General features: G+C 58.2%; 24 protein-coding genes. 15 read left to right on the top strand and 9 right to left on the bottom strand.

Annotated elements, in window-relative coordinates; genetic code table 11:
• The first annotated feature begins 219 nt into the window (after positions 1-219).
• The 5 genes from C8J24_RS14270 to C8J24_RS14290 all read left to right on the top strand — a co-directional run bounded on the left by C8J24_RS14270 (position 220) and on the right by C8J24_RS14290 (position 5,549).
• Complete coding sequence (locus C8J24_RS14270; protein ID WP_107933376.1) at positions 220-1,392, top strand: tyrosine-type recombinase/integrase; 1,173 nt, start codon at positions 220-222, stop codon at positions 1,390-1,392.
• A 140-nt stretch (positions 1,393-1,532) separates the two neighbouring features.
• Positions 1,533-1,760: a helix-turn-helix transcriptional regulator gene (locus tag C8J24_RS18060; RefSeq protein WP_107933378.1), complete on the top strand. Its 228-nt coding sequence runs from the start codon at positions 1,533-1,535 to the stop codon at positions 1,758-1,760.
• Positions 1,757-2,350, top strand: a complete 594-nt coding sequence (locus C8J24_RS14280; protein ID WP_107933380.1) for a hypothetical protein — start codon at positions 1,757-1,759, stop codon at positions 2,348-2,350. The genes C8J24_RS18060 and C8J24_RS14280 overlap by 4 nt, the downstream gene beginning before the upstream one ends.
• Positions 2,351-2,597: 247 nt before the next feature.
• On the top strand, positions 2,598-2,885 hold the full coding sequence (locus tag C8J24_RS14285; RefSeq protein ID WP_107933382.1) for a hypothetical protein: 288 nt from the start codon (positions 2,598-2,600) through the stop codon (positions 2,883-2,885).
• A 111-nt stretch (positions 2,886-2,996) separates the two neighbouring features.
• Positions 2,997-5,549 (top strand): VapE domain-containing protein, encoded by a 2,553-nt coding sequence (locus C8J24_RS14290; RefSeq protein WP_107933384.1) that lies wholly within the window; start codon positions 2,997-2,999, stop codon positions 5,547-5,549.
• A 266-nt stretch (positions 5,550-5,815) separates the two neighbouring features.
• On the opposite strand, the gene C8J24_RS14295 is transcribed toward C8J24_RS14290, so the two are convergent.
• Complete coding sequence (locus C8J24_RS14295) at positions 5,816-6,646, bottom strand: EcsC family protein (RefSeq protein ID WP_107933386.1); 831 nt, start codon at positions 6,644-6,646, stop codon at positions 5,816-5,818.
• A gap of 404 nt (positions 6,647-7,050) precedes the next feature.
• On the opposite strand from C8J24_RS14295, the gene C8J24_RS18065 reads away from it, so the two are divergent.
• The 4 genes from C8J24_RS18065 to C8J24_RS14315 all read left to right on the top strand — a co-directional run bounded on the left by C8J24_RS18065 (position 7,051) and on the right by C8J24_RS14315 (position 9,380).
• Entirely contained in the window at positions 7,051-7,461 is a 411-nt protein-coding gene (locus C8J24_RS18065) for a TIR domain-containing protein (RefSeq protein ID WP_107933388.1), read from the top strand.
• An 8-nt stretch (positions 7,462-7,469) separates the two neighbouring features.
• The gene (locus tag C8J24_RS14305) at positions 7,470-8,336 is read left to right on the top strand and encodes a DUF4231 domain-containing protein (protein ID WP_107933391.1); all 867 of its coding nucleotides are present in this window, start codon (positions 7,470-7,472) and stop codon (positions 8,334-8,336) included.
• A gap of 296 nt (positions 8,337-8,632) precedes the next feature.
• Positions 8,633-9,085 (top strand): hypothetical protein, encoded by a 453-nt coding sequence (locus tag C8J24_RS14310; protein ID WP_107933393.1) that lies wholly within the window; start codon positions 8,633-8,635, stop codon positions 9,083-9,085.
• Entirely contained in the window at positions 9,075-9,380 is a 306-nt protein-coding gene (locus C8J24_RS14315; protein WP_107934247.1) for a transcriptional regulator, read from the top strand. Before C8J24_RS14310 ends, C8J24_RS14315 begins: the two co-directional genes overlap by 11 nt.
• 1,042 nt (positions 9,381-10,422) lie before the next feature.
• On the opposite strand, the gene C8J24_RS14320 is transcribed toward C8J24_RS14315, so the two are convergent.
• Together C8J24_RS14320 and C8J24_RS14335 are read right to left on the bottom strand one after the other, a co-directional pair.
• Entirely contained in the window at positions 10,423-10,641 is a 219-nt protein-coding gene (locus tag C8J24_RS14320; protein ID WP_146163690.1) for a hypothetical protein, read from the bottom strand.
• A 1,856-nt stretch (positions 10,642-12,497) separates the two neighbouring features.
• Positions 12,498-12,689, bottom strand: coding sequence for a DUF6771 family protein (locus C8J24_RS14335; RefSeq protein ID WP_107933402.1), 192 nt, complete (start codon positions 12,687-12,689; stop codon positions 12,498-12,500).
• Positions 12,690-13,552: 863 nt separating this feature from the next.
• Here C8J24_RS14335 and C8J24_RS14345 point away from each other — a divergent pair.
• Positions 13,553-13,975: a GNAT family N-acetyltransferase gene (locus tag C8J24_RS14345; protein WP_107933406.1), complete on the top strand. Its 423-nt coding sequence runs from the start codon at positions 13,553-13,555 to the stop codon at positions 13,973-13,975.
• A 264-nt stretch (positions 13,976-14,239) separates the two neighbouring features.
• Here the strand turns inward: C8J24_RS14345 and C8J24_RS14350 are convergent, their stop codons facing one another.
• Both C8J24_RS14350 and C8J24_RS17725 read right to left on the bottom strand, forming a co-directional pair.
• On the bottom strand, positions 14,240-14,785 hold the full coding sequence (locus tag C8J24_RS14350; RefSeq protein WP_244180743.1) for a hypothetical protein: 546 nt from the start codon (positions 14,783-14,785) through the stop codon (positions 14,240-14,242).
• A 166-nt stretch (positions 14,786-14,951) separates the two neighbouring features.
• Positions 14,952-15,290: a hypothetical protein gene (locus C8J24_RS17725; RefSeq protein ID WP_208620969.1), complete on the bottom strand. Its 339-nt coding sequence runs from the start codon at positions 15,288-15,290 to the stop codon at positions 14,952-14,954.
• A gap of 136 nt (positions 15,291-15,426) precedes the next feature.
• Between C8J24_RS17725 and C8J24_RS14360 the strand changes: the two genes are divergently transcribed.
• From C8J24_RS14360 to C8J24_RS14370, 3 genes are read left to right on the top strand one after another with little or no spacing between them, the layout of a single operon-like run.
• Positions 15,427-15,621, top strand: coding sequence for a hypothetical protein (locus C8J24_RS14360; protein WP_107933408.1), 195 nt, complete (start codon positions 15,427-15,429; stop codon positions 15,619-15,621).
• A 3-nt stretch (positions 15,622-15,624) separates the two neighbouring features.
• Positions 15,625-16,101, top strand: coding sequence for a LexA family protein (locus C8J24_RS14365; protein ID WP_107933411.1), 477 nt, complete (start codon positions 15,625-15,627; stop codon positions 16,099-16,101).
• On the top strand, positions 16,098-17,366 hold the full coding sequence (locus C8J24_RS14370) for a Y-family DNA polymerase (RefSeq protein ID WP_107933413.1): 1,269 nt from the start codon (positions 16,098-16,100) through the stop codon (positions 17,364-17,366). Before C8J24_RS14365 ends, C8J24_RS14370 begins: the two co-directional genes overlap by 4 nt.
• An 89-nt stretch (positions 17,367-17,455) precedes the next feature.
• On the opposite strand, the gene C8J24_RS14375 is transcribed toward C8J24_RS14370, so the two are convergent.
• Together C8J24_RS14375 and C8J24_RS14380 are read right to left on the bottom strand one after the other, a co-directional pair.
• A complete protein-coding gene (locus C8J24_RS14375) occupies positions 17,456-17,650 on the bottom strand; it encodes a hypothetical protein (RefSeq protein WP_107933415.1) in 195 nt (64 codons plus the stop codon).
• A 112-nt stretch (positions 17,651-17,762) separates the two neighbouring features.
• A complete protein-coding gene (locus C8J24_RS14380) occupies positions 17,763-18,395 on the bottom strand; it encodes a hypothetical protein (RefSeq protein ID WP_167396768.1) in 633 nt (210 codons plus the stop codon).
• A gap of 351 nt (positions 18,396-18,746) precedes the next feature.
• Between C8J24_RS14380 and C8J24_RS14385 the strand changes: the two genes are divergently transcribed.
• Entirely contained in the window at positions 18,747-19,229 is a 483-nt protein-coding gene (locus C8J24_RS14385) for a DUF4142 domain-containing protein (RefSeq protein WP_107933419.1), read from the top strand.
• A gap of 112 nt (positions 19,230-19,341) precedes the next feature.
• On the opposite strand, the gene C8J24_RS17375 is transcribed toward C8J24_RS14385, so the two are convergent.
• Together C8J24_RS17375 and C8J24_RS14395 are read right to left on the bottom strand one after the other, a co-directional pair.
• Complete coding sequence (locus tag C8J24_RS17375) at positions 19,342-19,683, bottom strand: hypothetical protein (protein ID WP_146163692.1); 342 nt, start codon at positions 19,681-19,683, stop codon at positions 19,342-19,344.
• A 373-nt stretch (positions 19,684-20,056) separates the two neighbouring features.
• Positions 20,057-20,626: a hypothetical protein gene (locus C8J24_RS14395; protein WP_208403733.1), complete on the bottom strand. Its 570-nt coding sequence runs from the start codon at positions 20,624-20,626 to the stop codon at positions 20,057-20,059.
• A 183-nt stretch (positions 20,627-20,809) separates the two neighbouring features.
• Here C8J24_RS14395 and C8J24_RS18070 point away from each other — a divergent pair, with 183 nt between their 5' ends.
• Positions 20,810-21,325 carry an SH3 domain-containing protein gene (locus tag C8J24_RS18070; RefSeq protein ID WP_107933422.1) on the top strand — a complete coding sequence of 172 codons (516 nt, stop codon included), beginning with the start codon at positions 20,810-20,812 and terminating at the stop codon, positions 21,323-21,325.
• The last annotated feature ends 54 nt before the right edge of the window (positions 21,326-21,379 follow it).

The raw sequence follows: 21,379 nt of genomic DNA on the forward strand, positions 1-21,379 counted from the left end.
CCTTGAGCGCCGTTATAAGCCCGGGTGAGGCAAGCTGAGACTAAGCTTTGGCGGAAGAGGTGTCCGTCGAACTAATCGTATCATGCCGTATCAGGGTGATGATATGCGGAGTCTTAGAGGTTTGATTGTGCAGAGTTTTGCCGCCCGCGCTGTATTATGCCGTTTTACTGCGTTGTGTTAGATACTCTTCAGAATCAGGGCAGAGAATCAGGGCACGATATGGCAAAGACGAATGCGCTAACGGCGCTGGCGGTGAAGAACGCGAAGGGAAGTGGCAGGCTTGCAGACGGGGGCGGTCTGTATCTTTCCTTGAGCGGCGGCGGGAAGCGGTGGACGTTTATCTACCGCTGGAATGGCAAACGGCGGGAAATGGGCCTCGGTTCGGCAAGCGCAGTCACCCTATCTGCGGCACGAACTCTCGCCAGTGCGGCTCGCAGCCATCTGGCCGCCGGCCTTGATCCGGTAACTGCGCGGAACACTGAAAGGGCTATCGCCGACCCGCGAGCCTCAACGTTCGGCACGTATGCCGAGGCTTACATAGCATCAGTCGAGGGGGGATGGAGAAACGAGAAGCACCGCCAGCAATGGCGCAGCAGCCTGAAGATGCATGCCGCCACCCTGTCAAATCTCGATCTAAACGCGATTTCGACGGACCACGTATTAGCCGTTCTGCAGCCTATCTGGTCGGATAAGCCGGAGACGGCGAGTCGTGTCCGTGGTCGGATCGAGAGAATTCTCAACGCTGCCAAGGCCCGAGGTCTCCGCGACCGCGATGCAGCGAACCCCGCACAATGGCGAGGCCACCTGGATATCCTGCTGCCCCTTCGGTCCAAGCTGTCACGCGGACACCATCGCGCTTTGCCCTATGCGGAATTACCGGTTTTCATGCAGCAGCTTCTCGGTCGCCCAGCAATGGCGGCTAAGGCGCTGCGGTTCTTGATTCTTTGTGCGTCACGTTCTGGCGAGGTTCTCGGGGCGCGCTGGGGTGAGATCGAAGGCGGCGTTTGGACAGTGCCAGGCAACCGGATGAAAGGCGGCAGACCTCACACCGTGCCGCTGTCCGATGCAGCGCTGATGCTGGTCGCCGGGTTGGAACGCGGAAAGCCAACGGATTACATCTTCCACGGTGGTGAGGCCGAGCGGCCGATGTCGAACATGTGTTTGGCCATGCTGTTACGAAGGATGAACGTCGAGGTCACCGCCCACGGCTTTCGCAGTAGCTTCAAGGACTGGGCTGCCAACGAGACCAACCACGCCGATGAGCTTTCGGAGGAAGCTTTGGCACACACAGTAGGCTCAGCCGTCAGGCGCGCGTACCGTCGCGGCGAGGCATTGGAGCGACGCCGCCAGTTGATGAACGACTGGGCGGCCTACATCTCCGAATACAACTGAAAGTTGTATTGGCGAGTCGCAGTGTATGCACAATCATAAGCTTGCTTCAGATGTCGTCTGGACTTGCCCACGGAAATTAGGGCGAGCACGTAAGTTAACGTATTACTCCGAATACTGAAACGGCGATTCGGAGAACGGTCATGACCACTTTAGCGCAACCTTGGACCGGCATTGAGCCGCGTGGACCATATTTACGGCCTGCCCAAGCCGCCGCCTTTTGCGGTATATCGCGATGCACTCTGTACGCGATGGTGCGTGCGGGTGCCCTGCCGGCTCCAGTACGGGTACACCCGGCAGGTAAGGCCACTGTCATTCCGCAAGCATGGCTGGAAGCCGCCCTCTCGGCGCGCATGAGTGCTGCAGCATGACCCCGCAGGAGCAGCTGAAGAACCTGCAGACCAAGCAAGCCACGGCAAAGGCCCAGCACGGCGCGTACGCCTTAGCCCTCACGTCAGACGACGCAGCGCGTCTGGTCAACGCTGAAGCCGACGTGCTGGGCCTACCGCGCCTCCACGAGCAGATGTCAGACGCAAAACGTGCAGAGATGATCGAAGCTCAGGCAGCCTGCGTCCGGATCATGGAGTTTGTAGATAGGCAGCTACCGGGTGCCCTGCAGAATGTCGAACATGCCCTGGCCGAACGACGTAGGGCCCAAGGGCAGCACGTCCGGTCGGAGGTGGTACCACCGCTGCTCAACGCAGCGAAGGAAGCCGGCGCCGTGTTTGGGCGCGCGCTCGCCAGTCTAGCTGCCGCGGAAGATGCCGCCTTACGGCTGCAAAGCCGCCCCGGAACGCCATACGGCCACGGCAACGCTTCAGCGCTGTGCGCCGCCATGAGCTCCGCCCAAGCGGCCAACATCTACTGCGACGTCGGCCCAGGGCGTGGCGCTTGGGACTGGCCGGGATACTCGGAGACCGCGGCTAAAATCGAAGAACAGATCCAGGAGGTTGCCCCGTGACCCAGAAGACAAAAACAGATCCGGCAACGCTGCTCGCCATTGGTAGCTCGCTAGGGCTGCAGGGTTTCGACGTATCGCCAGCAGCTGCAACGGGTCAGCCCCGGCAGGAGGCAACACCCGCTGCGAGGAACGTAGCCGCAGCAGCGGCGCCGCCGATTTGTAACGCCTCAGCCGTGATGGCACTTGCCAAGGCAGCAAGGCTGCAGTGCGTTGCCGATGAAACAGGTGCGCAGTGAGACCGCGTCGGATGATCCCTTGGCCGCTGTGGCAGCAGCGCCGGATCGCCGAGCTCCAGGCCGAAGGTATGGGGTCCGAAATCGCTCAACAAGTCGGCAAGGTCGAAACGGCCACACGGCAGCGTATCAGTCGTTGCATTGGATGGAGAGCAGCCCGTGCGGCCAAGCTTAATATCCTTGTCGACGGCAACAACGTTAGATTTGCCCTGACCGGCGGACTTGCAGGCCTGACAGCCCTGCAACGGCAGCGCTTACTCGAGCTTCCGAACCTATCGCCGGTGATTACGCCCGCTGCATAAAAACAGAAAACCCGAAGCGATTAACACGCTTCGGGCTCCCTGGATTCTGCGAATCCGCTCGACACGGAATACATAGCAGATTTCGGGGCCAACACAAGGCTTCGTTGTATTATGGCTACCCGTTTGAAGAGTCTTTCTGTCGTTCGTCATCCGTCCTTTCTCTCGCAGGCTACTGCGTTCCGAGAAGCGGGTTTTGCTATTCATTGGCTTCAGGAAAAGTCTAAGGCTCCCGCCGCCGGTCTCGGATGGCCAGAACTACCCGTTGCCTCCGTCGGGCAGCTGACATCTACGTACCGAGACGGCCTGAACGTCGGCCTGCGGACTGGTGAACCGTCACACGTTGCAGGCATGTACGCCCATGTCTTCGATGTCGATATTCGCTTTCCTGATCTCGCCGACGAAGCGTGGGATGAGTTCGATCGAATGTTTCCGGGCATTCGCGATACTCTTCCGTGCGTCGCGTCCGGATCAGGTGGTGCATCACGGCACCTCCACTTCCTTACCGACAAGCCGTTTTTCGGGCGCAAGCTGGCCGTTTCGAAGGCAAAGCACCGCACGGCAAACGGTGGATGGACTTATAACTGGGAAATCGACTTGTTTGGGACCGGCAGGCAGGTTGCCATGCCTCCGTCAATTCATCCGGCGACCGGCATCGCGTACCACTGGGAGCGCGAATACGATTTAGAAGGCCTTGAGTTCGGTGGCGGCCCGGTCATCGATGCGGATGCTATCGAAAGACTGGGCATCGCGTCGACTGGCGCATTCGATTTTGAGGCTTCCCCTCCCAAGACGTTTACTCCGGGGCAGATGGAGAGCGAGCTCGACGCTCTGTCGTTGGACATACTGGACGATCGCGCGAAATGGGTGATGTTAGGCCAGGCACTGCATCATCAGTTCGGCGGGGCGCAGGAAGGCTTCGACCTGTGGATGCGCTATTCGGCTAAATCGGAAAGTTATCTGAAGGGCAGCAGTCTGAATGCAGAACTGCGTCGGTATCGCGGCTTTGGCCGCAATCGTCGGCAGCCTGTCACGATGGCAACGGTTCGCAGATGGTATTTGGAAGAGCGGGATGCTGCCAAGCTGGCGTTTGCAATAGCCGAGCTTGATGATCTCGATGACGCGGGTACACCCGTTGCAACGATGCCTGCCTCAGACGATGAATCGGGCGAATTCGATGATCTCCTAAACGCTGAACGGCCAGCCGCAAAATCTACAGATGAATCCGTCTTCGATATTGGCCTGACTGATGCAGCGCCCGACTGGAAAACGCTGCTCGCAATCAGCGAGAAAGGCAGCATCGAACCCAACCTGCACAACTTACGACTGATTGTAGAAAACGATAAGCGGACAGCTGGCGTCATGGCGTTCAACGAGTTCACGCAGGAAGTCGTGCAGCGTGGCGCCCCCGGCGTCCGGTCGCCGAACCGCAAGAATCAGGCTAAGCCGTTCGTCCAGCTGTCAGGACCCATCTGGACGCTGCGAGACCGTGCAAACGGAGACTTCTGGACGGAAGAAAAAGACGACTCCATTCGTGCGATGATCGAAGCGCCAAAGACGCAGGGCGGCTACGGCATCAAGGTGCCCGATCGCGACTTGCGGGCAGCCATCAACATCGTCGGCCGCAAGAACTGCTTTCACCCCGTGCGCGAATACCTGTCCGCGCAGCAGTGGGACGGCACGCCGCGTGTCGAACGGCTGTTCATCGACTACCTAGGTTCGCCCGACGACGTCTACGGCCGTGATACCGCGCGGCTAATGATGATCGCTGGCGTCGCTCGGATATTCGAGCCCGGCTGCAAGTGGGACTATGTCGTGATCTTGCAGGGGCTCCAGGGGAAGCGAAAGTCCACCTTCATCAGCACACTTGCTAAGAATTGGGCCGCCGAGCTCGAGGGAGACATGACGGACACGCGCGCCATGGTCGAAGCGATGCAGAAGGCCTGGATACTCGAGATCCCTGAACTGGCCGGCTTCACCCGCGCCGACGTCCGACACATCAAAGGATTCGTAAGCCGGCAGACCGACAAGGTTCGCCTTGCGTACGCCAAACGTACCCAGGAATATCGTCGGCAATCTATCTTTTGCGGCTCAACCAACGACTTTAAGTTCCTCAAAGACGATACCGGCAACCGTCGCTTTTGGCCCATTGGCTGCCACGTCGAGTCCATTGATATCGATCGGCTACGTGCTGAAGTCGATCAGCTATGGGCGGAGGCCGTGGTGCTTTATCGCGCGATGCGAGCAGAGCAGCCGGTTGGCGACCTGCCGCTTTATCTGACTGGTGCGGCTGCACAGGCCATTGCAGTTCAGCACCAAGAGTCTGCGCAGGTGGAGAGCGCGGATGAGGCGCAGGCGGGTCAGATTGGCGCATGGCTAGATTCGCCGATCATGAGCGGCAGCGTCGATGACGATCAAGATGCTGAGGGCAGGGCCATTGTGCGAAACGAGACATGTTTGCTCGAGATCTGGGTCGACTGCCTCAAGAAGGACCGCGGGCTGTACAACCAGCAGACTGCACAAATGTTGGGTCGCGCGATGCGTATGGTGCCTGGATGGACGGTCGAGAAGAAGGCTCGCCGGTATAATCGGGCATACGGGTTACAGCGTGTTATCGCCCGCGACGTTGAGACGCCGCCGTGGCCCGACGCGGGAGGGTCTGTTTAGTCGGAACCAGATCTGAGAGCGGTCCGAAACACCCATACTCGGAAGCTCAGGCCAGCGACCCGGGCTCCAGATAGCAGCCATTCGTTCAGCGCGATTATCGCCGCTTACTGTCTCGGATAGGCCATTTCTGGAAAGCGGTCACGAACACTTCTTAGAAAAGCAGGGGGGGGGGGGGGCTTTTCGAGTGCTTGTACGGGCGACTGCCCCGCTACGGATGCGTTTGAAGGAAAGTCCCAATTAGTAGCAACGACATAACAAGGCAGTGTTCAACGCTCCTCTAGGCGTCCGTCGACAATGGTGAGCCCATGCTCCTCTAATAGCCGGCGTTGATAGGCGCGCCGTGCTGCCCAACCCACGGATCGTATGAAGGCGAGGTTAGATGTAGCGCCGACTGCTGCCCCAATTATCGGAACCGCCTGTAATGCCTTCTTCTTCGTAAGCTGGAAGCCAAGCTGCTCGGCGACCTTCTTGAGCGCCAGCAGGAATGCCTCTCTAGTTGCCGGATTTTTCTTGGCAACCTTCTCCATCGCCTTCCAGCCAACCTTTTTCAGTGTCGTTTCCATTGACTTTAGCGTGGCTAGAGAACCAGTCTTCTCCTTCATTGAGGCGGCACCAGCTAAGCTGAGCACCTCTAGGCAAAAGCTAAAGTCTTCGTCAGTTTTTGTCTCGTAACCATAGCAAAGCCCAACCTGACGTATCAAGCGAAAAGCTTGACCAATTACAGCCGGTATATCCAAGACCATGCCAGGAAGTCCGGCAGCCCCCGCGATGCCACCCTCGGCCGTGGCCGTTGTGATCGCCCAATTGTGAACGCTGTCTGCCATTGCGTCCAGTTTTTGCAGAGGCAGTTCTCGAACGGCTGCAAAACTGTCGACCCCCGCCTCCCCAAGTACCCACTTTTCTCGGGTGGTGAGGCTTGCCACCCAATCCGCCGATATGACTATGCCCTCAATAGCAACTTTAGGTATGACTTTCTTAATTCCCCATGCGAGCGGTGCCGTGACCCGATTTATCACCTTGGTGACGAGCCAGGGCTCCTCTGCCTCCCAAGCAACGATATCCTTGATCTGACCCCTGACGTACTCATCAATCTTCATCGCTGCCCCTCTCACAATCCCTGGAACAGTTTGGCGAGGGTTGCCGGGTTGCGCTACCCGCGAGTGAAAATGACTGTAGATTTAAAAAGATGCCTAGCCGTTTGCCACCAAGCCCGGCCAATCGAGCATTGGCTGCGGCGGGCGAACCTTTCCGCAGCCGGGGGAACTAAGCACGAATTTCGGATTTCGGGGTGCCCAAGCGCTACTCACCCGACCAGCGCTGCTTACGCGAAGACGGTCAACTCCGCCTGGTCGCTTTGCCGAATTATAGCTTGGGCAAGACGCAGTTGCCGGGCAAATTCTCACCACCGGTCCCAATGCTCGTGCGTTCAATCAGTTATTAATGCGCTAGGCTATTGGCGATTTATGGAGAATCTCATAACGTCCCGACAAGGGGGAGTTTGATGCCATATCTTCACAATCACCGACTTTTTATTAGCCACGCCTGGAAGTACAGCGACCGATACAAGCGGGCTGTTCAGTTCCTTGAGGCGGCTCCAAACTTTTCGTGGACTAACTACTCCATCCCTGAAGATGATGCCTTTCCACGGATGTCCGCTGCAGACCTCACAGAGGCAATGCGACGCCAGATTCGACCGGTTCAATGCGTTGTGATCGTCTCAGGAATGTATGTTAATCACAGCGACTGGATTCAATTCGAAATGGACTTTGCCAAGTCCCTTGGAAAGCCGATTTTAGGCATTCGGAGATGGGGCGAGCAGAGGACGCCCCAAAGCGTGATAAATTGCGCGGATGAAATGGTGAACTGGAACTCCAGCTCGATTGTGGCCGCAATCCGTCGTCTCGTTCCATAGGTCACAACATGTTTGAATATCCTGCGCTATACCAAACGGCCGGCGAGATGTCGGCCGAATCGCAAGCTGCGACGTTGAACCTTATCCGCGGCGAATACGCGCTCCTGTTCCTCGCGGCCGTTTTGTCAATGAATTGGAGCAAAGAGCCAATTTTCTTCGTGATCTACACCGGTGTTCTTTTAGGATCGCTGGGACTACTAATTAAACGCAATTCGGAAAAGCCGGAACAGGGGTGGTATCGCGGCCGGGCCCTCGCGGAATCGATTAAGACGTCATGCTGGCGCTACTGCATGAGAGCAGAGCCTTTCGGGGATGCTGACACAGTACAGACGGTAAAAGCGGAATTTCGTAATCATTTGCTCGAAATTCTCAAAACAAACCGTTTCATAGGCGATCGCATGCCTCCCGATAGCCTTGCAAAAGAACAGATCCCTGATTCAATGCAGTATGTTCGAAAGCTGCAACTGGTCGACCGGAAGGCATTCTATCTAGCCCATCGAATCCAGGAACAGCGAGAGTGGTATGCGCGCAAGGCTGGTGCGAACAAGAGGGCAGGCCGATTTTGGGGCAAGATCGGGGTTTTTGCTTATATCGTCGCCATTGTTTTAGCGCTAACCCGAATAGCTCTGCCAGATTGGGAGCTTTGGCCAATCGAACCTGTTCTCGTATTTGCGTCGGCCATTATTGGCTGGACGCAAGTAAAGAAATTTAATGAGTTGGCCTCATCCTATGCATTAACGGCTCATGAGATCGGAATTATTCAGGGCAATATAGAGTCGGTCGAAACGGAAGAGGCGCTTTCAGACTTCATCAATGAGTCAGAGCGAGCATTTTCTCGAGAACACACGCAGTGGGTCGCGAGGCAGCAAAGTTGATAGCTGCGGCGAGCGATGCTTACCAATCTCATGTAACTTAGCATTTATCGCCACTTGGGCAAACCTCACGCCGGAGATCCCCTCCGCCGGGCCCGCTCAGAGCACGATGCAATGCTGCATTCCGCCGCACCCACCACGTTCCCCCGTCGAACATGACCGCGATCCAGGCTAATGCGAGCACCATATTCTTTTTTCTCTGCCAATTTTCGTGTTGGAAAGTGATCATTGCTTTCCGTTCAGTCAAGTCGTAAGTTGCCAGTCTGGAAAGTGAGCGACAGTTCGCGGGAGAGTGGTGCATGAACGAGATGGAGGCGGCGCAGTCGCTGGAAATGATGCGGACGACGCGCGGGGCATTGGCCGCGCGGGCGAAATGGTCCTTAGCGCGCCATGCGGCGGTTGGACTGCTGTTGGGCGGGCTGATCGCTGGCTATGCGCTGCCGGGTCCATGGCCGATGATCTTGGCTGGCGCATGCATGGCCGCCACGGCGATGGTCGTCGCCCGCGATCGGCGACGTGACGGATTCTTCGTCAGCGGGTATCGGTCCGGGCGCACGTGGTGGGTGACGTTCGCGATGCTGCTGGTCGGGTTGGCTGCGCTGGTGGGCGCGATCGTCCTGAGGCAGCGCTATGGCATTACTTGGGCGCCGGTCGCGATTGGAGGCGGCATGGCGGTGTTCGCTACGATAATGAGCATCGTGTGGGAGCGGATGTACCGGCAAGAGTTGGATGGAGCGCGGCATGGGTGCTGAACGGCTGGATTTGCTAATCCACCCTCCGGTGCGGCTACAACTCATGGCGTTGCTGGCCGACGTGAGCGAGATGGAATTCGGGACTGCGCGCGACATCCTGGGGGTCAGTGATTCGGTGCTGTCCAAGCACCTCGCGCAATTAAGCGATGGTGAATACATCGAGTTGCGGAAGGCTACGGTGAACACCCGGCAAAGGACTTGGATCGTCGGCACCGCGGCGGGGCGAAAGGCCTTCAAGGGGCATGTCGCGGCGTTACAGGCACTTGCGTCAGGACGGGTGCCTTCGACTGCGTGACAGCAAGCGCAACATATGAGACCGGGTTGCGCAGGCGATGTAGGAACGGCTTGATCGACAGGCTTACACGAGAAAGTCTCGTTTGCGCGTTCCACGAATTCCGGCCATTCAGCTAACGGCCAGAACTCCGAAAAAGCTAGCAAAAGGTATCACCTTCTCATCGCGAAATGGCATTTTGGCCTGTTTGGGGCAAATCACTGACCAACCTGTAACAACAAAAAAAGCGGAAATCCGCCATTGTTACAGGTGTTACATGTTACAGGTCCACGACCATAGTCTGTCGCGTCATGGCTACCACAGGGCGGCAGTCACCCGTCACTACCGGGCCCATATCTCACCCATTGATACACCGCTGCCTATTAGACTCCTGTAACACCTGTAACACCTGTAATAATGGCGGATTTCTGCGAGTTTTGCCGTTACAGGCCCTGTTACAGCCCTAAACCCTGTAACAGCGTACGGATCTTGGCCTCGAATCTCCGCATATTGCCCGGACGCTGGTTTGAAATGGGTCGGAAACCGGGGTCTCGACGCACGCGCTAGCACGTCACAGGACGTAGGAGGACCCGGAGCGGATCGGCGATGTGTCCCAGCACGTCCTGTGAGGCCCCACAGGGACGCCACTTCAGCCGGCGCAGGCTGATCACGAGAGCCGGTGCTGGTTTGATTAGGTTGCTCGCATTGTTACCTCGGAGCCGTCGTCGTGCACGCGCGTCCCCGCGCATGAGAACGCCGTTGCTGGTGCGAGGGCGATCACCATCGAAAGGCTACCACGGCAACGCCGACGGCGCACAAATGCCGTTGCCAGCTACCCCATTCGCAGTGACGTTAGGTGCAGAGCTAGCCGACCCAAGACGGCAGATGCTCGGTATCCCGCCCGCGGCGCATGAGGTGTCAAACGGAGCAGGCGGAATGCTTTACCTAAAGTTCACTTTGCGGCGGTATTGGAGCGTTCGAGGCCTTCGCTTCCGGTGTAGAGTACCTCAGCGCCCCGCCTGTTTCAGTCACAAGGACACGCGGGGCGCTCGTCAGTTACCCGGCTCTATCCAGCGCCGAACCCGGCCCTGCTGTTCTCGCCATCGTCGTTCCGCTCGCGGCCGGCCAGGACGTTCTCAAGCTCGGACAGAGAATGTGGCACGTCGATGTGCTGCGCTCCCAGGAACAGGCGCGATCCCGCACCCTCGGGCATCGCGTGGGTCACCTTGTCAATGTCTACTAGCGCCTTGCCTGGAGGCAGCGTCTCGATCTGAACAAATCGCATGGTCGTCTCCGGTATCGCGTCCGGCACTGCGAACGCTTGAGGGGTAACAAACGGCTGCACCCGAAAGCTGCGCCGCGCGTTGGAAGAGTGAGGAGATGATCATGATTGACGATCCAAAGACCGACGACGCCACCGAGTCTGAAAAGGCTGAGGAGATGGAAAAGGTACAGGAGGACGCTGCAAAGGAGCGTGAAGAAAACGGCGGCTACCAGTAATCCAGAATGCCACTACCTCATCGCGCACCGACCGATGGGGTAGTGGCATAATGAGGTAGTGGACCGAAGTCGTTGGTGACCGCAAACAGATCGCGCGAAGAGGGGTTCGTCCTCAGTAGCGGGCAGCTTGATGCCGGACTCTTTGAAGGCCGCACCGTCTCATTCTATAAGAACGGTCGCTCCTGCCAGTCTTGGGTTACATCGCTCGAAAGGCGATCCAGACGCTCATTGATTGACGCACGCGACCAGTTAAAACATCTGCCAGGCGTTTAACCCTGCGGCAATCTCGCCCCAGCCACGTCAGCATCACACTATGCAAACAAAAGGTCTAGGTACGCGGCTGGGCTCCTGCGCTTTGTGGCTTGGGCCTACCCAAGAGCATGCGACTATTGCGTTTCATTGGCGGTGTCAGGCATCGTTAAGTGGTCTGAGACTCAGTGATGTACGTCAGAAGGCACGACGCTAAGCGCACCATCGAGCATTGCACCGACGAGGGGCAGTTCCAGAAGGTCAGCCAGCGCTATGAGTTCCTCGATCCCTTCTTTAAGATCATCTTTGGTTCGACGCTGACTTTCACTCATACCTAAGGCTATCGCAACCGCCCAAGCTACGTCGATGGTAGTTTCGCATAAAATGAGCTGACATTTCTACCGTAGCCAGTCTCTCCGTCGGCCTGTGTGGCTCGTACGCTGCGTCAGGACCGATTGCCGGCAAGTGGAGCATTGGGGTCATGCAAGGCAATCGCTGCCAAGCGCTCTAGCACCTTATCGTGACGGGTTGGACCGTTGATAAGGAGTCGTCGTTGCACCAAGACTACGCGGGCAATTCCCGTCTTGGGTAAAACCTGATCCAAAACCGATCCGTTCGTTCGAATTTTTACCTGCCGTTGGATTTTGGTCGATTATCTTTTCCGCCTCAACAGGAGGAAATTTGATGAAACTGATTTTGTGCTCGGCGTTATTGCTGCCGACGATCGCTGTCGGCGCAAGCGCCCAAAGCTCAGTGGCTGTGCGCGGCCATACAACCCGTGAGGGCGTTTACGTACAGCCTCACGTCCGGACCGCTCCGAACGAGACAAAGGTCGACAACTGGAGCAGTCGGCCGAACGTGAACCCTTATACAGGCAAGGCGGGGACAGCGGATCCTTACGCTCCGAAGCCGTACAAGCCCTACACGCCTAAGTACTGATCGCGGGGGCGGTTGTTACGGGCCGCCCGCCTTTCGACCGCTTGGCCTTACCTGCAGTCACCCATCCGATACTGCCGCCAGTACCGATCCCACCGCACGGCCGCGCCGGAGGCGATCGCGGCGCAAGACAGCGACCGCCCATCTGGCAACGTGCATCGGGCAACCACGCGGGTGTAGCTCTTGCCGGTCGCCTCGCATCGGAGTGTCTGCCGTAACACAAGACGTTCGACGATCTGCTGGCTGCGTTTAGCAGCGGCATTATCGCAGCGATAATTTACTCGGCGTGGGTCAGCTGCCCGGCACGGTGATGCACTCTCAAAGTCCGGCGCCTGGACACCTGCAATTCGAATTTTAACGCCGTTCGAGCACCACAGGGGTCCGTCGCCGTCGTGCACTCGCGTCACCTTGCATGAGAACGTCGTGATTGGTGCGAGGTCAATCATTGTCGAACGGTCACCAAGGCAACGGCATTTGTGCGCCGTTGGGGTTCAACGGCTGGAACAGGCCACCGTACACATGCTGCGCGACTTCTAACTGAGCAGCCGCCCGCAACCCTTCGTCCTGCGCGGTGAGGCCGATTACCGCCCACGTAGGTGCCCCGTCGATGAGCAAGGCGATCCGTTCGGCGGTGATTACGCCGCCCATCAAATGCAGTCAGTTGAGTAGGTCGCGTACGGCGATAGGCCACGGCGCGCAAACTCTGCCTCAATTGGAGACAACAAGGACTCAGGGCCATCCTCCATCGCCTGGAAATAGATAGTTTGCATTTCGCATGGGCGGATGTCGGGCAGGATTTCAGAGATCAGGTTATGGGTCTGGCTGAATGGCTGTGCGCCGTTGCGCATCAATTCGGGTACGTGTTCCATACGTCGACTATAGTGGAACAGACGGGGAACGCAATCAAAGTCGGAGGCGTTCGTTCGCGGCATCCGTCTGCAACCCCGGGATGCGGCAATTGCTGAAGCTTGGCAGGATGTGGTCGGGTTGCATACGGGTACGAATCCGTCCGTCAGCAAGGGGAAACAAACGTTTGAGGTCAAAAACGGCCATTCGAGAAAGGCACCTCAGAACGGCGCGTTACGCTCAATAACGTATTCAAGCACCCGATTGGGTAGTGGGTGACTGAAATCGATCCCCATTGCATCGGGACTGCTCCAAGCGACCCATCCCGGCACTGCGGCGAATTGAGGGATCGTGACATGGACAAATGTCCCGACGGTTACGGCGAGCGGCGCTTCGATACGGCATCCCCGCGCGGTACAGTCGGTGATGCGGACATTCTGCTCGTCAAACTTATCTGCGGATATCGTGGCATTCCAAGCGACAGGAATCCGTATGTCCTGTCGCTTATCCTCAGCGAGACAAGGTGGGCACAAAGGGCCTACGAGTCGTGTTCCCATCACCAAGGTGGTACCGTGCGTTTCCTTTTCAGTGCGTTAATCCGCTTGCAGTCAAACACGCCTAACAGTGCAAAGTGGCTGAATAGCTTGCGAGCACGGGAGAATCACATGACGACCATTCGGCTTGCAGAACCGTATGACCTATCGCCCTTAACGAAGTTCGATTCGTTTCCTGGTAACCGAATTGCGGAAATTGTTGAGAAGCGCATGTTGGTGGCCGAGATGGGTGACGTAGTTGTCGGCTACCTTGCTTGGCAACGCGGTGGATGCGTAGGGCAAGACTACGTCAATAAGCTCGTCGTCAACGATATCTACCGGCGTCGCGGAATCGCACGGGACCTGATCGGAGCCTTAAACACCGTGTTGAGCGGCAGGGTATTTATATCGACGGGTACAGATAACGATGCAGCTGTGTCCCTGCTCGAAAGCACGGGCTGGGTCGCTGCTGGCCAAATCGTTGGGCTACGTCCTTTAGACGAACCAGAGGCGTTCTTTCACCGTGATCTTTGGCCGGCAGGAGTGCCCAACTAAATCAGTCGCTGATCGTCCAACCCTGTTCCGCATCCCGCCCGTGTACAGGCTGGGCAGCCTGCAGGGCTTTTCTGAAGCGCTCCCTAGGTGTCTTTTCGGTGACGGCAGGCAATTGGGTAGGGTGGGCAAATGTACGCGCCGCAGGTGGCACGGTCACGCTGGCCATTGGTACGGGAGCATCGGAAGTCGGAGCCGAGATATCTCCACGTCCGATCAGCGAGACAGAGCCCCCGCGGATGCTCGTCCCACCGCTGACAATAGTCGTCATACGGCTCCGAGGCCGCCCACCCGGCACCAGCGACGCCACACCCCCAGTTCCATAGCCTGACAAAAATACATCGCGTCCAAACTCATCGCCCCGGCTACGATTGGCACGCCAGGCTGTGCGCCATCGGAACCCCCGAGAACCCGCATTACCTCCCTTACGTCGGCCGTATAGCAGGTCGTCAGCTTCTTAGACCTGCAGCCAATCGGCGGCACAGGTTCATGACTGGGACGCGCATAAACGGTCGCCGTATCTAGGCCCGGCGACTTCCTTGAATTGCCGCCCAAAAGAAAAAGATACCGGCAGCCCAGCTCATGGGCTCGTTCGGCAGCCCGATACAGCGCCATATCGATCGCATCAGTTCGACCGTGTATCGCTGCATCGATCCGCCAAGATCCGTCTTTTTCTGTTCGGTCTTTATAGCCGGTTTGAAAGCCGATCCCGTGCCACCGCTTCATTGGCCCGTAGTATGGCGCATCGCCGCCGCCCGCCGCAGCCGGCTGCGCGATCGCCAGCAATATGAGGCAGGCCGAGAAGCGCTTCATAAGCGGTCCCTTTAGTCGATGATCGGCACGTAAGAGGCGACCGTTAACGTACCGTTGTCTGCGCCCCTTGATTGCTGCCGTTCATGAAGCGGCTGGGTCGAAAGACCACGATCTTCCTGCATAGAGCCATGACGCGTCAGGCAGGCGTGTCCGCTTACGGCCCGCCTCAGCGACAACGGGGAAAAGCGCGAGGCGGGCCGGCCAGGGTTTCAAAAAACTCCTTGGCGCGATCCAAACGACCAGCAATTCTAATCTCCTCTCCCTTGTAAGGAATGGACGCTGGCACGTAAAACGAATGGGACTTTGCGTCGTCGACCGTGGCAAAAGTATCGCCTTCCACCTGCATGGCGCCAGGATGCTGACCAACGGCCTCCGGGTCACCGTTAAGCAGAAACCTGCGATCGAACGCAGCGCCGGCTGCAAGCTGGCCGACAAGGTCGCATGGGTCGCTCTGGGTTATAGGCCACTGGCCAAACGCTGGCTTTGGCTCGGCGTGCTCGGTCATTCTGGCGCCCTTCGAAACGTTGGACCGCCAATCGCATCAGATTGATGTTCATGCAATGTTCTTGCGAATCACGCGGGAGTGCGCGTAGCTAGGGTCACGCCGCGACGGGCGGACCGACATGGATGGGAGCGACGAAATGCAGCACGATCTGCGGTTGAGAGCGGCTGCGCGCGCCGTTTACGACAATGTTTATGCGTCGGCGCAGTTTAGCTTCGATGATGCCGAGCGGTTCGTGACCGTGGAGTACAGGCAGGCGGTCGGCGCGGCGCAAGATGCCCGGTCAGTCCTAGCCGCTCGACACGAGCAGCTTCTATTCGTTGCGATCCTCTAGGTGATGCCCCTAACCAATCGAGAGCGCCCGGTCGTCATTTCGCTAAACCGTCGTCATGACCGGATCCGGCTTCACGACGTCCCGTTCGAACTAGTCCCACGCGAGGTGCCCCTTTTCCTCGTCCATACGCAGGCGGGGTTTCCGTCACCTGCGCAGGACGACATGCAAGAGCCAATCGACCTTGGCGCGTGGCTCGTGGAGCACCCCGCTGCCAGCTACATTATGCGGGTTGATGGTCGATCCATGTCAGGTGCCGGGATCAACGACGGCGATCTGATCGTCGTGAATCGTGCCAAGCAGCCGAAAGCTGGGGCCATCGTCGTCGCTTTGGTACACGGCGACCGAACGCTGAAGCGGCTACGCTTCATTGATGGTCGCCACTGGCTGGTACCTGAAGCGGAAGGGTTCGCCGACATCCTCGTCGACGAGCACGTGGAAATATGGGGCACCGTCGTAGGCGTCGCCCGCAAGATGGCATGAGCACACCCATCGCCCTGATCGACTGCAACAACTACTACGTATCGTGCGAACGTGCCTTCGATGCCAGCTTGGCCGGCGTCCCGGTCATCGTGTTGTCGAACAACGATGGCTGCGCGATCGCCCGATCCGCGGAAGCGAAGGCACTCGGGATCAAAATGGGTGATCCGATCCATCACTTGCGTGACATGGTCCGGCAGCATGGCATCCAGGTTCGCTCGTCGAATTATGCGCTCTATGGCGACATGCAACGCCGGGTGATTGCCGCATGCGAGCCTTTCGCCCGCGACTTCGAGATTTACTCGATAGATGAGACCTTCCTCGACCTGGCAGGGTTTGAGAACCGTGATCTCGTCGCCCATGCCCATGCCATGCGTGCCCAGGTACAACAGTGGACAACGATTCCCACCTGCGTTGGCATCGCGGAGACGAAGACGCTGGCGAAGCTCGCCAATGCTGCAGCGAAAAAGGACCCGCGGTTCGACGGCGTGGCGGATTTACGCGATGACTCCACGCGGCGCGACGTGATGCGCAGCTTCGCAGTGGCGGACGTCTGGGGTGTCGGGGGCGCGACCAGTCGTAAACTGACCGACCTGGGAATCCATACCGCCGGCGCCCTGCGAGACATGCCCATGAAGCAGGCGCGCGCCGTCGGGACCGTCGTGCTCGAGCGACTCGTCGCCGAGCTCCGCGGCGTTCCGTCCAACGCGGTTGAGGCTGTCGAGCCGAGACGAAAGGGCATGGCCGTTACCCGATCTTTCGGAACGCCGATCTGCGACTTCGAGCAGTTGATGGGCGCACTGTCGCAATACGCGCTGCGTGCCGGCGAGAAGCTGCGATCGCACGGGCTCGTCGCCGCGCGGCTGACGGCGTTCTTCCACACCAATAAGCACAAGCCGGATCGCCCGCAGTACGGCGCGTCACGGATGGTGACGCTACATCCCATGACGAACGACAGCTTCGAATTGATCGCGGCGGCCAGGCGAGCGGCTGAGAAGGCGTGGCGCGATGGTTACGCCTACACGAAGGCCGGCATCATGCTCGACGATTTGCTTCCCGAGGACGAGCGGCCGCGCACGCTGTTCGAAGAGGATACTGCCAAGCGAGACCGGCTGATGGACGCGCTCGATGCGATCAACGGCAAGTTCGGCACGTGGACTGCGGTGACGGCGTCGCAGGGCTTCAAACGGGAGTGGAAGATGCGGTCGGAGATGCGGTCGCCAGCTTGGACGACGGACATAACCCAGGTGCCGGTGGTTCAGGCATGACCAAAAGGGCTACTGGTTACGGAACTTCGCAAACGAGATTATTATATATCGCTCAAAGGCTGAGTTGACGCCGAATGGTTCCCGAAATGCTACTTTATTCGCCCGAGCCTCATCAAACCAACAACGTCGCCCCAGACCGCGACGGGTAGCGCGATCGCAAGCAAGGCGGCGATGACGGCTGACAGCGGACCGAGGCCTGCGAACTGAATGGCAAGAAACGCAGTCGCGATAAAGGCAACCTCACTCACAATGAGCAGGGTCAAGATTTTTTGTGCAAGTGTCATGGATCACCTCTCCGGCTTTATGGTCGATGATAAAGTTACTAATGTCCACCCCCTCCCCCGCGAAAGCGCAAACCGCCAGTAGAATAAAAGGCGGCATGCCTCAGCGCGTAAGCTACCCACGCACGTCCGTTTGATCAGGTGCATCCGCTGCGTGGTCCATGCCGCGTATCATGATACGGTGGCTCGTCTCCTTTTTCTCCCGCAGGCCAGCATATTCCGCTTGCTTGTTGATTAGGTGAGAAAACGCATTCCACTTTTCGTTGAGCGCCAGAGGAGGAATACTGCGCTTCTCTCGGACATCTCGGGCGAGAGCAAAGCACTGTAGACCGATCTCGGCGCCGGCTTCGTGCAACTCGGTCAACGCTAGGTCCTCTTCCGTGAGATCCCAGGTCGTGCCGATCGAAACGTTTGTCGTCGCGATCAGGACGGGTAACGCCAGTGCCATGGCAGTAATTTCAATACCAAGAGATTTCCAATCAACCGTCGTCGGTACGGCAGGGAATTCAGGAAGGTAGGCGTGCCGTTTCCCGGCGTTGTCATCTGAAGCGAGCGCCATCTCCGACTCGGAAAGCATATTGGAGCATTCTCGAGCGTAGGCCTCAAGCGTCATAGCGAGATACAGCGCGGAATAATCGGCAGTCTTTTTTGTCGATATGCCGTCTTTCACCGCTGTTACGCCGTGGGTCAGGGCTGCTGCGATAACCGAGGAGCCCAGCATTAATCCAAACGTCGATACGTCTGCCATGGTTGTGCTGCCTTCTAACTTCGCGCAGGGCCTTATCAGTAGCTGGCGCCGGACATCCATGGCACAATCAGACTGATAACAATCCATTCCGTGTTTGAAGCAAATTGCCACCGTGCCTTTTTGCGCAATGGTTGCGTGTCCCAGATAGATCACAGTTATACCTGTCACCATTCGCCATGATTAATCAGATCCGTGGCACCCCCAGAGGCTTAATCGATCGCATCATTGGCGCCAGCCCTCGAATCGTATAAATCAACATTAAGAGAGGGCCGGCAAGTAGACCGACAGGGGAACACTATGATCGGCTGATCCCTTATCACCTTACGCAAATACAAGGCGTAGGAGAAGATAATGAAGCGGCTTATTCTCACGGCAGTGCTGATCGCTGCCCCCACACTGGTAGCGGCACAAAGCGTGCCATCCCCCGCTACTTATGTCGTGAAAGCTGGCGCGTCGGACCAATATGAGATCCAATCGAGCAATCTCGTGATGGCCACCACGAAGAACGCCGAGCTTAAGCAGTTCGCCACGATGATGGTAAGCGACCACAACAAGAGCACTGCTGACGTGAAGGCCGCGGCTACGCAGTCCGGCCTGACGCCAAAGCCCCCGATGCTTGACCCGATGGGCAGAAAGAATATCGCTGCGCTTAAGGCGTCCAAGGGACCAGCACGTGATGCACTTTATATCAAGCAGCAGAAGACTGCTCACCAGCAGGCACTCGCCCTTCACCAGGGTTTTGCCACTTCCGGTTCGGCTCCCGCGCTAAAGCAGGTCGCGTCGACCATCGCGCCAACCGTCCAGCATCACATCGAGATGCTGGAATCCATGTGAAGACAAATCTCGACCCGTTTCGGCGGGTCGAGATCATTGTTGTTGGCTAACGGCAAATTTTCGCGACGGAGCGCTACGCTTCCCCGTCGCCGCGCCCTCCAGTGTCCGATAGCTATTCCTCAGGCCCGCTTCGCGACGTGTCCAAGTCGATATCCTCCCCCGGATTGCCGCCACCTGCACTGGCCCCACTGCCGTGAACTTCACCGGTTTGGTTGTCGATATATGCTCGCTTACCAGCTTCGCGCGGAATGTCCCTGCCGTCAGCCTTTTCCATTGGCTCCGCACCAGGCGCACGGTCCCGGTTCTGCAAATGACGCTCAGCGGCATGGCCCACGCTATCGTACTCGTCGCCCGAGTAACCATCACTTTTACCGAAACCGTCGTCGGCTGGGTTCGCGTCCTTGGATTTTACCCGGACATTTTCGTTAGGCTTCGGCGTGCTGTTGTCTGTCATGGCAACCTCTCAGTGTCGTTGGTGACCAACGCACAACCGGCAGAAAGCTCCGCGAATGTGATGAAGGCTTTGTCAGTTGACCGATACCGCGGTCGGCATAGCATCGCCTTGCCCATTAAGGGCTTGGAGATTGGCCACATGCGTACCCTGCTCGTTGCTGCCGCGTCGTTGTCGTTAATTGCTAGTGGTGCGCCGGCATTCGCCGCACCGTGCAAGGACACTAAAGGACGCTTCACGAAATGCCCGCCCAAGGCACCAGCCAAGCCGGCCCGTTGCAAGAGCGCGAATGGCAAGTTTGCAAAATGCGGCACGGCTGGCGCCAAGCCAGTCTGAGGCGAGACGGGCGCGGGCGATCACACCCGCGCTCGCTACGTCAGTTTTTTGCCGGCACTGAAACTACCATCGGCGCGGCCGCCGGAACGACGGCAATCGAAACGTCCTCGTCGATAAATGCGGTTACCGGCGCGCCCAACGGAATGTCAGCGCTCGTCCCGGTCATGAAGAAACCGGCTACCGGGATCAGAACTACGGCGCCAACGACGCCCGCAGTCCCCGTCTTGCCTTTATCGTCGATCGAGCCGCTCATGCGGATCTGCCGACCATTCGCACGCACGTACAGGACGCGTCCGTTGATGCGGCCTGATTTACCCCACATGCCCTTATTCCTGACTTCGGTGATCTCGCCAGTTGCAGGGCTGCCGGCTGGGATCACGACGTTGCCATCGATTGTAACAGCCTCCGCTGTCTCCATCTGAAAGCGCTGGCCTACTTTAAGCTTCTTGCCCTTCGTGGTCAGCCCTTCGGCCATCTTCAGCGGAACCGACGTTCCCGCGCGGAGCGTTCCCGACGTCGTAGCAGCGGTCGCAACTGGACCGGTCTGCGCCTGGACTGCAGGCACAGCAAATGTAAGCGCGCACGCGAGCGCGAGAATTGTGTTTTTCATGAATTAGCCCCTCCTGATTCGACCTCCCCAGGTCGATTTGCGAAGCCTGTCGCTTAAGTCACTCGCGGTCAACGGAAGATATCCATCGAAATTGAACGCAACGCCGATCAACGATTGACCCGGAGCGAATTATAGCGGCCACGCGAGCCGAAGTAGATGCCTGATAGATAAGAGGTGTGGTTAATGCGCGGTATTTTAAGATGCATTGTGATCGTGGCGGGCCTAATTTCCGGAGCGGCGAGCGCAACGACTGTGGCGAGCAACCTCAACTGTCGAGATCAACCTACGGCCACTGCGCGTATCGTCGACCGCATTCCCGCCGGCACTGACGTGTCCGTAGAACGGCGCCGAGGTAATTGGTCACTGATACGCCACGCGCCTCGAAGCTGCTGGGTGGCATCGCGGTATCTCGGAGGGCAGGGCACCGCAGACGCTAACCGCGTGAGTCTGCGGCAGTCCCGTGCTGTTAGCCACAGCGCCTACGCGAACAGGGAGCGCATCAATCGGCCTAGTCGCCGGCCCTCATTCTTGTCCAGCACGCCTCGTCGCTCGCCGCGGCGACAGAGCCGGGCTCGAAGCGCACCCCGGTACAACTACGGCGGCGGCTCTTGCCCGTGCTCCGGCAGCAACATTTGCGTTGGCCCCCGCGGCGGTCGCTATTGCATCACCAGCGGCGGCAATAAGCGATACGGGGTTTAATGAACTTCGCTTTTCGGGAAGCGCTGCTGCAACGAAAGCCCTAGCAGCATCGAA

It is taken from the genome of Sphingomonas aerolata (assembly GCF_003046295.1).
In the GTDB taxonomy this organism is placed as follows: domain Bacteria; phylum Pseudomonadota; class Alphaproteobacteria; order Sphingomonadales; family Sphingomonadaceae; genus Sphingomonas; species Sphingomonas aerolata.

What these genes read in the sequence shown, in the direction of transcription:
- C8J24_RS14380 (WP_167396768.1), bottom strand. Translation starts at nt 18,395, where the DNA reads ATGGCAGACGTATCGACGTTTGGATTAATGCTGGGCTCCTCGGTTATC.
- C8J24_RS14270 (WP_107933376.1), top strand. Translation starts at nt 220, where the DNA reads ATGGCAAAGACGAATGCGCTAACGGCGCTGGCGGTGAAGAACGCGAAG.
- C8J24_RS14295 (WP_107933386.1), bottom strand. Translation starts at nt 6,646, where the DNA reads ATGAAGATTGATGAGTACGTCAGGGGTCAGATCAAGGATATCGTTGCT.
- C8J24_RS18070 (WP_107933422.1), top strand. Translation starts at nt 20,810, where the DNA reads ATGCGCGGTATTTTAAGATGCATTGTGATCGTGGCGGGCCTAATTTCC.
- C8J24_RS17725 (WP_208620969.1), bottom strand. Translation starts at nt 15,290, where the DNA reads ATGACCGAGCACGCCGAGCCAAAGCCAGCGTTTGGCCAGTGGCCTATA.
- C8J24_RS14375 (WP_107933415.1), bottom strand. Translation starts at nt 17,650, where the DNA reads ATGACACTTGCACAAAAAATCTTGACCCTGCTCATTGTGAGTGAGGTT.
- C8J24_RS14350 (WP_244180743.1), bottom strand. Translation starts at nt 14,785, where the DNA reads ATGAAGCGCTTCTCGGCCTGCCTCATATTGCTGGCGATCGCGCAGCCG.
- C8J24_RS14345 (WP_107933406.1), top strand. Translation starts at nt 13,553, where the DNA reads ATGACGACCATTCGGCTTGCAGAACCGTATGACCTATCGCCCTTAACG.
- C8J24_RS18065 (WP_107933388.1), top strand. Translation starts at nt 7,051, where the DNA reads ATGCCATATCTTCACAATCACCGACTTTTTATTAGCCACGCCTGGAAG.
- C8J24_RS14370 (WP_107933413.1), top strand. Translation starts at nt 16,098, where the DNA reads ATGAGCACACCCATCGCCCTGATCGACTGCAACAACTACTACGTATCG.
- C8J24_RS14285 (WP_107933382.1), top strand. Translation starts at nt 2,598, where the DNA reads ATGATCCCTTGGCCGCTGTGGCAGCAGCGCCGGATCGCCGAGCTCCAG.
- C8J24_RS14290 (WP_107933384.1), top strand. Translation starts at nt 2,997, where the DNA reads ATGGCTACCCGTTTGAAGAGTCTTTCTGTCGTTCGTCATCCGTCCTTT.
- C8J24_RS14305 (WP_107933391.1), top strand. Translation starts at nt 7,470, where the DNA reads ATGTTTGAATATCCTGCGCTATACCAAACGGCCGGCGAGATGTCGGCC.
- C8J24_RS14335 (WP_107933402.1), bottom strand. Translation starts at nt 12,689, where the DNA reads ATGGGCGGCGTAATCACCGCCGAACGGATCGCCTTGCTCATCGACGGG.
- C8J24_RS17375 (WP_146163692.1), bottom strand. Translation starts at nt 19,683, where the DNA reads ATGACAGACAACAGCACGCCGAAGCCTAACGAAAATGTCCGGGTAAAA.
- C8J24_RS18060 (WP_107933378.1), top strand. Translation starts at nt 1,533, where the DNA reads ATGACCACTTTAGCGCAACCTTGGACCGGCATTGAGCCGCGTGGACCA.
- C8J24_RS14320 (WP_146163690.1), bottom strand. Translation starts at nt 10,641, where the DNA reads ATGCGATTTGTTCAGATCGAGACGCTGCCTCCAGGCAAGGCGCTAGTA.
- C8J24_RS14310 (WP_107933393.1), top strand. Translation starts at nt 8,633, where the DNA reads ATGAACGAGATGGAGGCGGCGCAGTCGCTGGAAATGATGCGGACGACG.
- C8J24_RS14395 (WP_208403733.1), bottom strand. Translation starts at nt 20,626, where the DNA reads ATGAAAAACACAATTCTCGCGCTCGCGTGCGCGCTTACATTTGCTGTG.
- C8J24_RS14360 (WP_107933408.1), top strand. Translation starts at nt 15,427, where the DNA reads ATGCAGCACGATCTGCGGTTGAGAGCGGCTGCGCGCGCCGTTTACGAC.
- C8J24_RS14385 (WP_107933419.1), top strand. Translation starts at nt 18,747, where the DNA reads ATGAAGCGGCTTATTCTCACGGCAGTGCTGATCGCTGCCCCCACACTG.
- C8J24_RS14365 (WP_107933411.1), top strand. Translation starts at nt 15,625, where the DNA reads ATGCCCCTAACCAATCGAGAGCGCCCGGTCGTCATTTCGCTAAACCGT.
- C8J24_RS14280 (WP_107933380.1), top strand. Translation starts at nt 1,757, where the DNA reads ATGACCCCGCAGGAGCAGCTGAAGAACCTGCAGACCAAGCAAGCCACG.
- C8J24_RS14315 (WP_107934247.1), top strand. Translation starts at nt 9,075, where the DNA reads ATGGGTGCTGAACGGCTGGATTTGCTAATCCACCCTCCGGTGCGGCTA.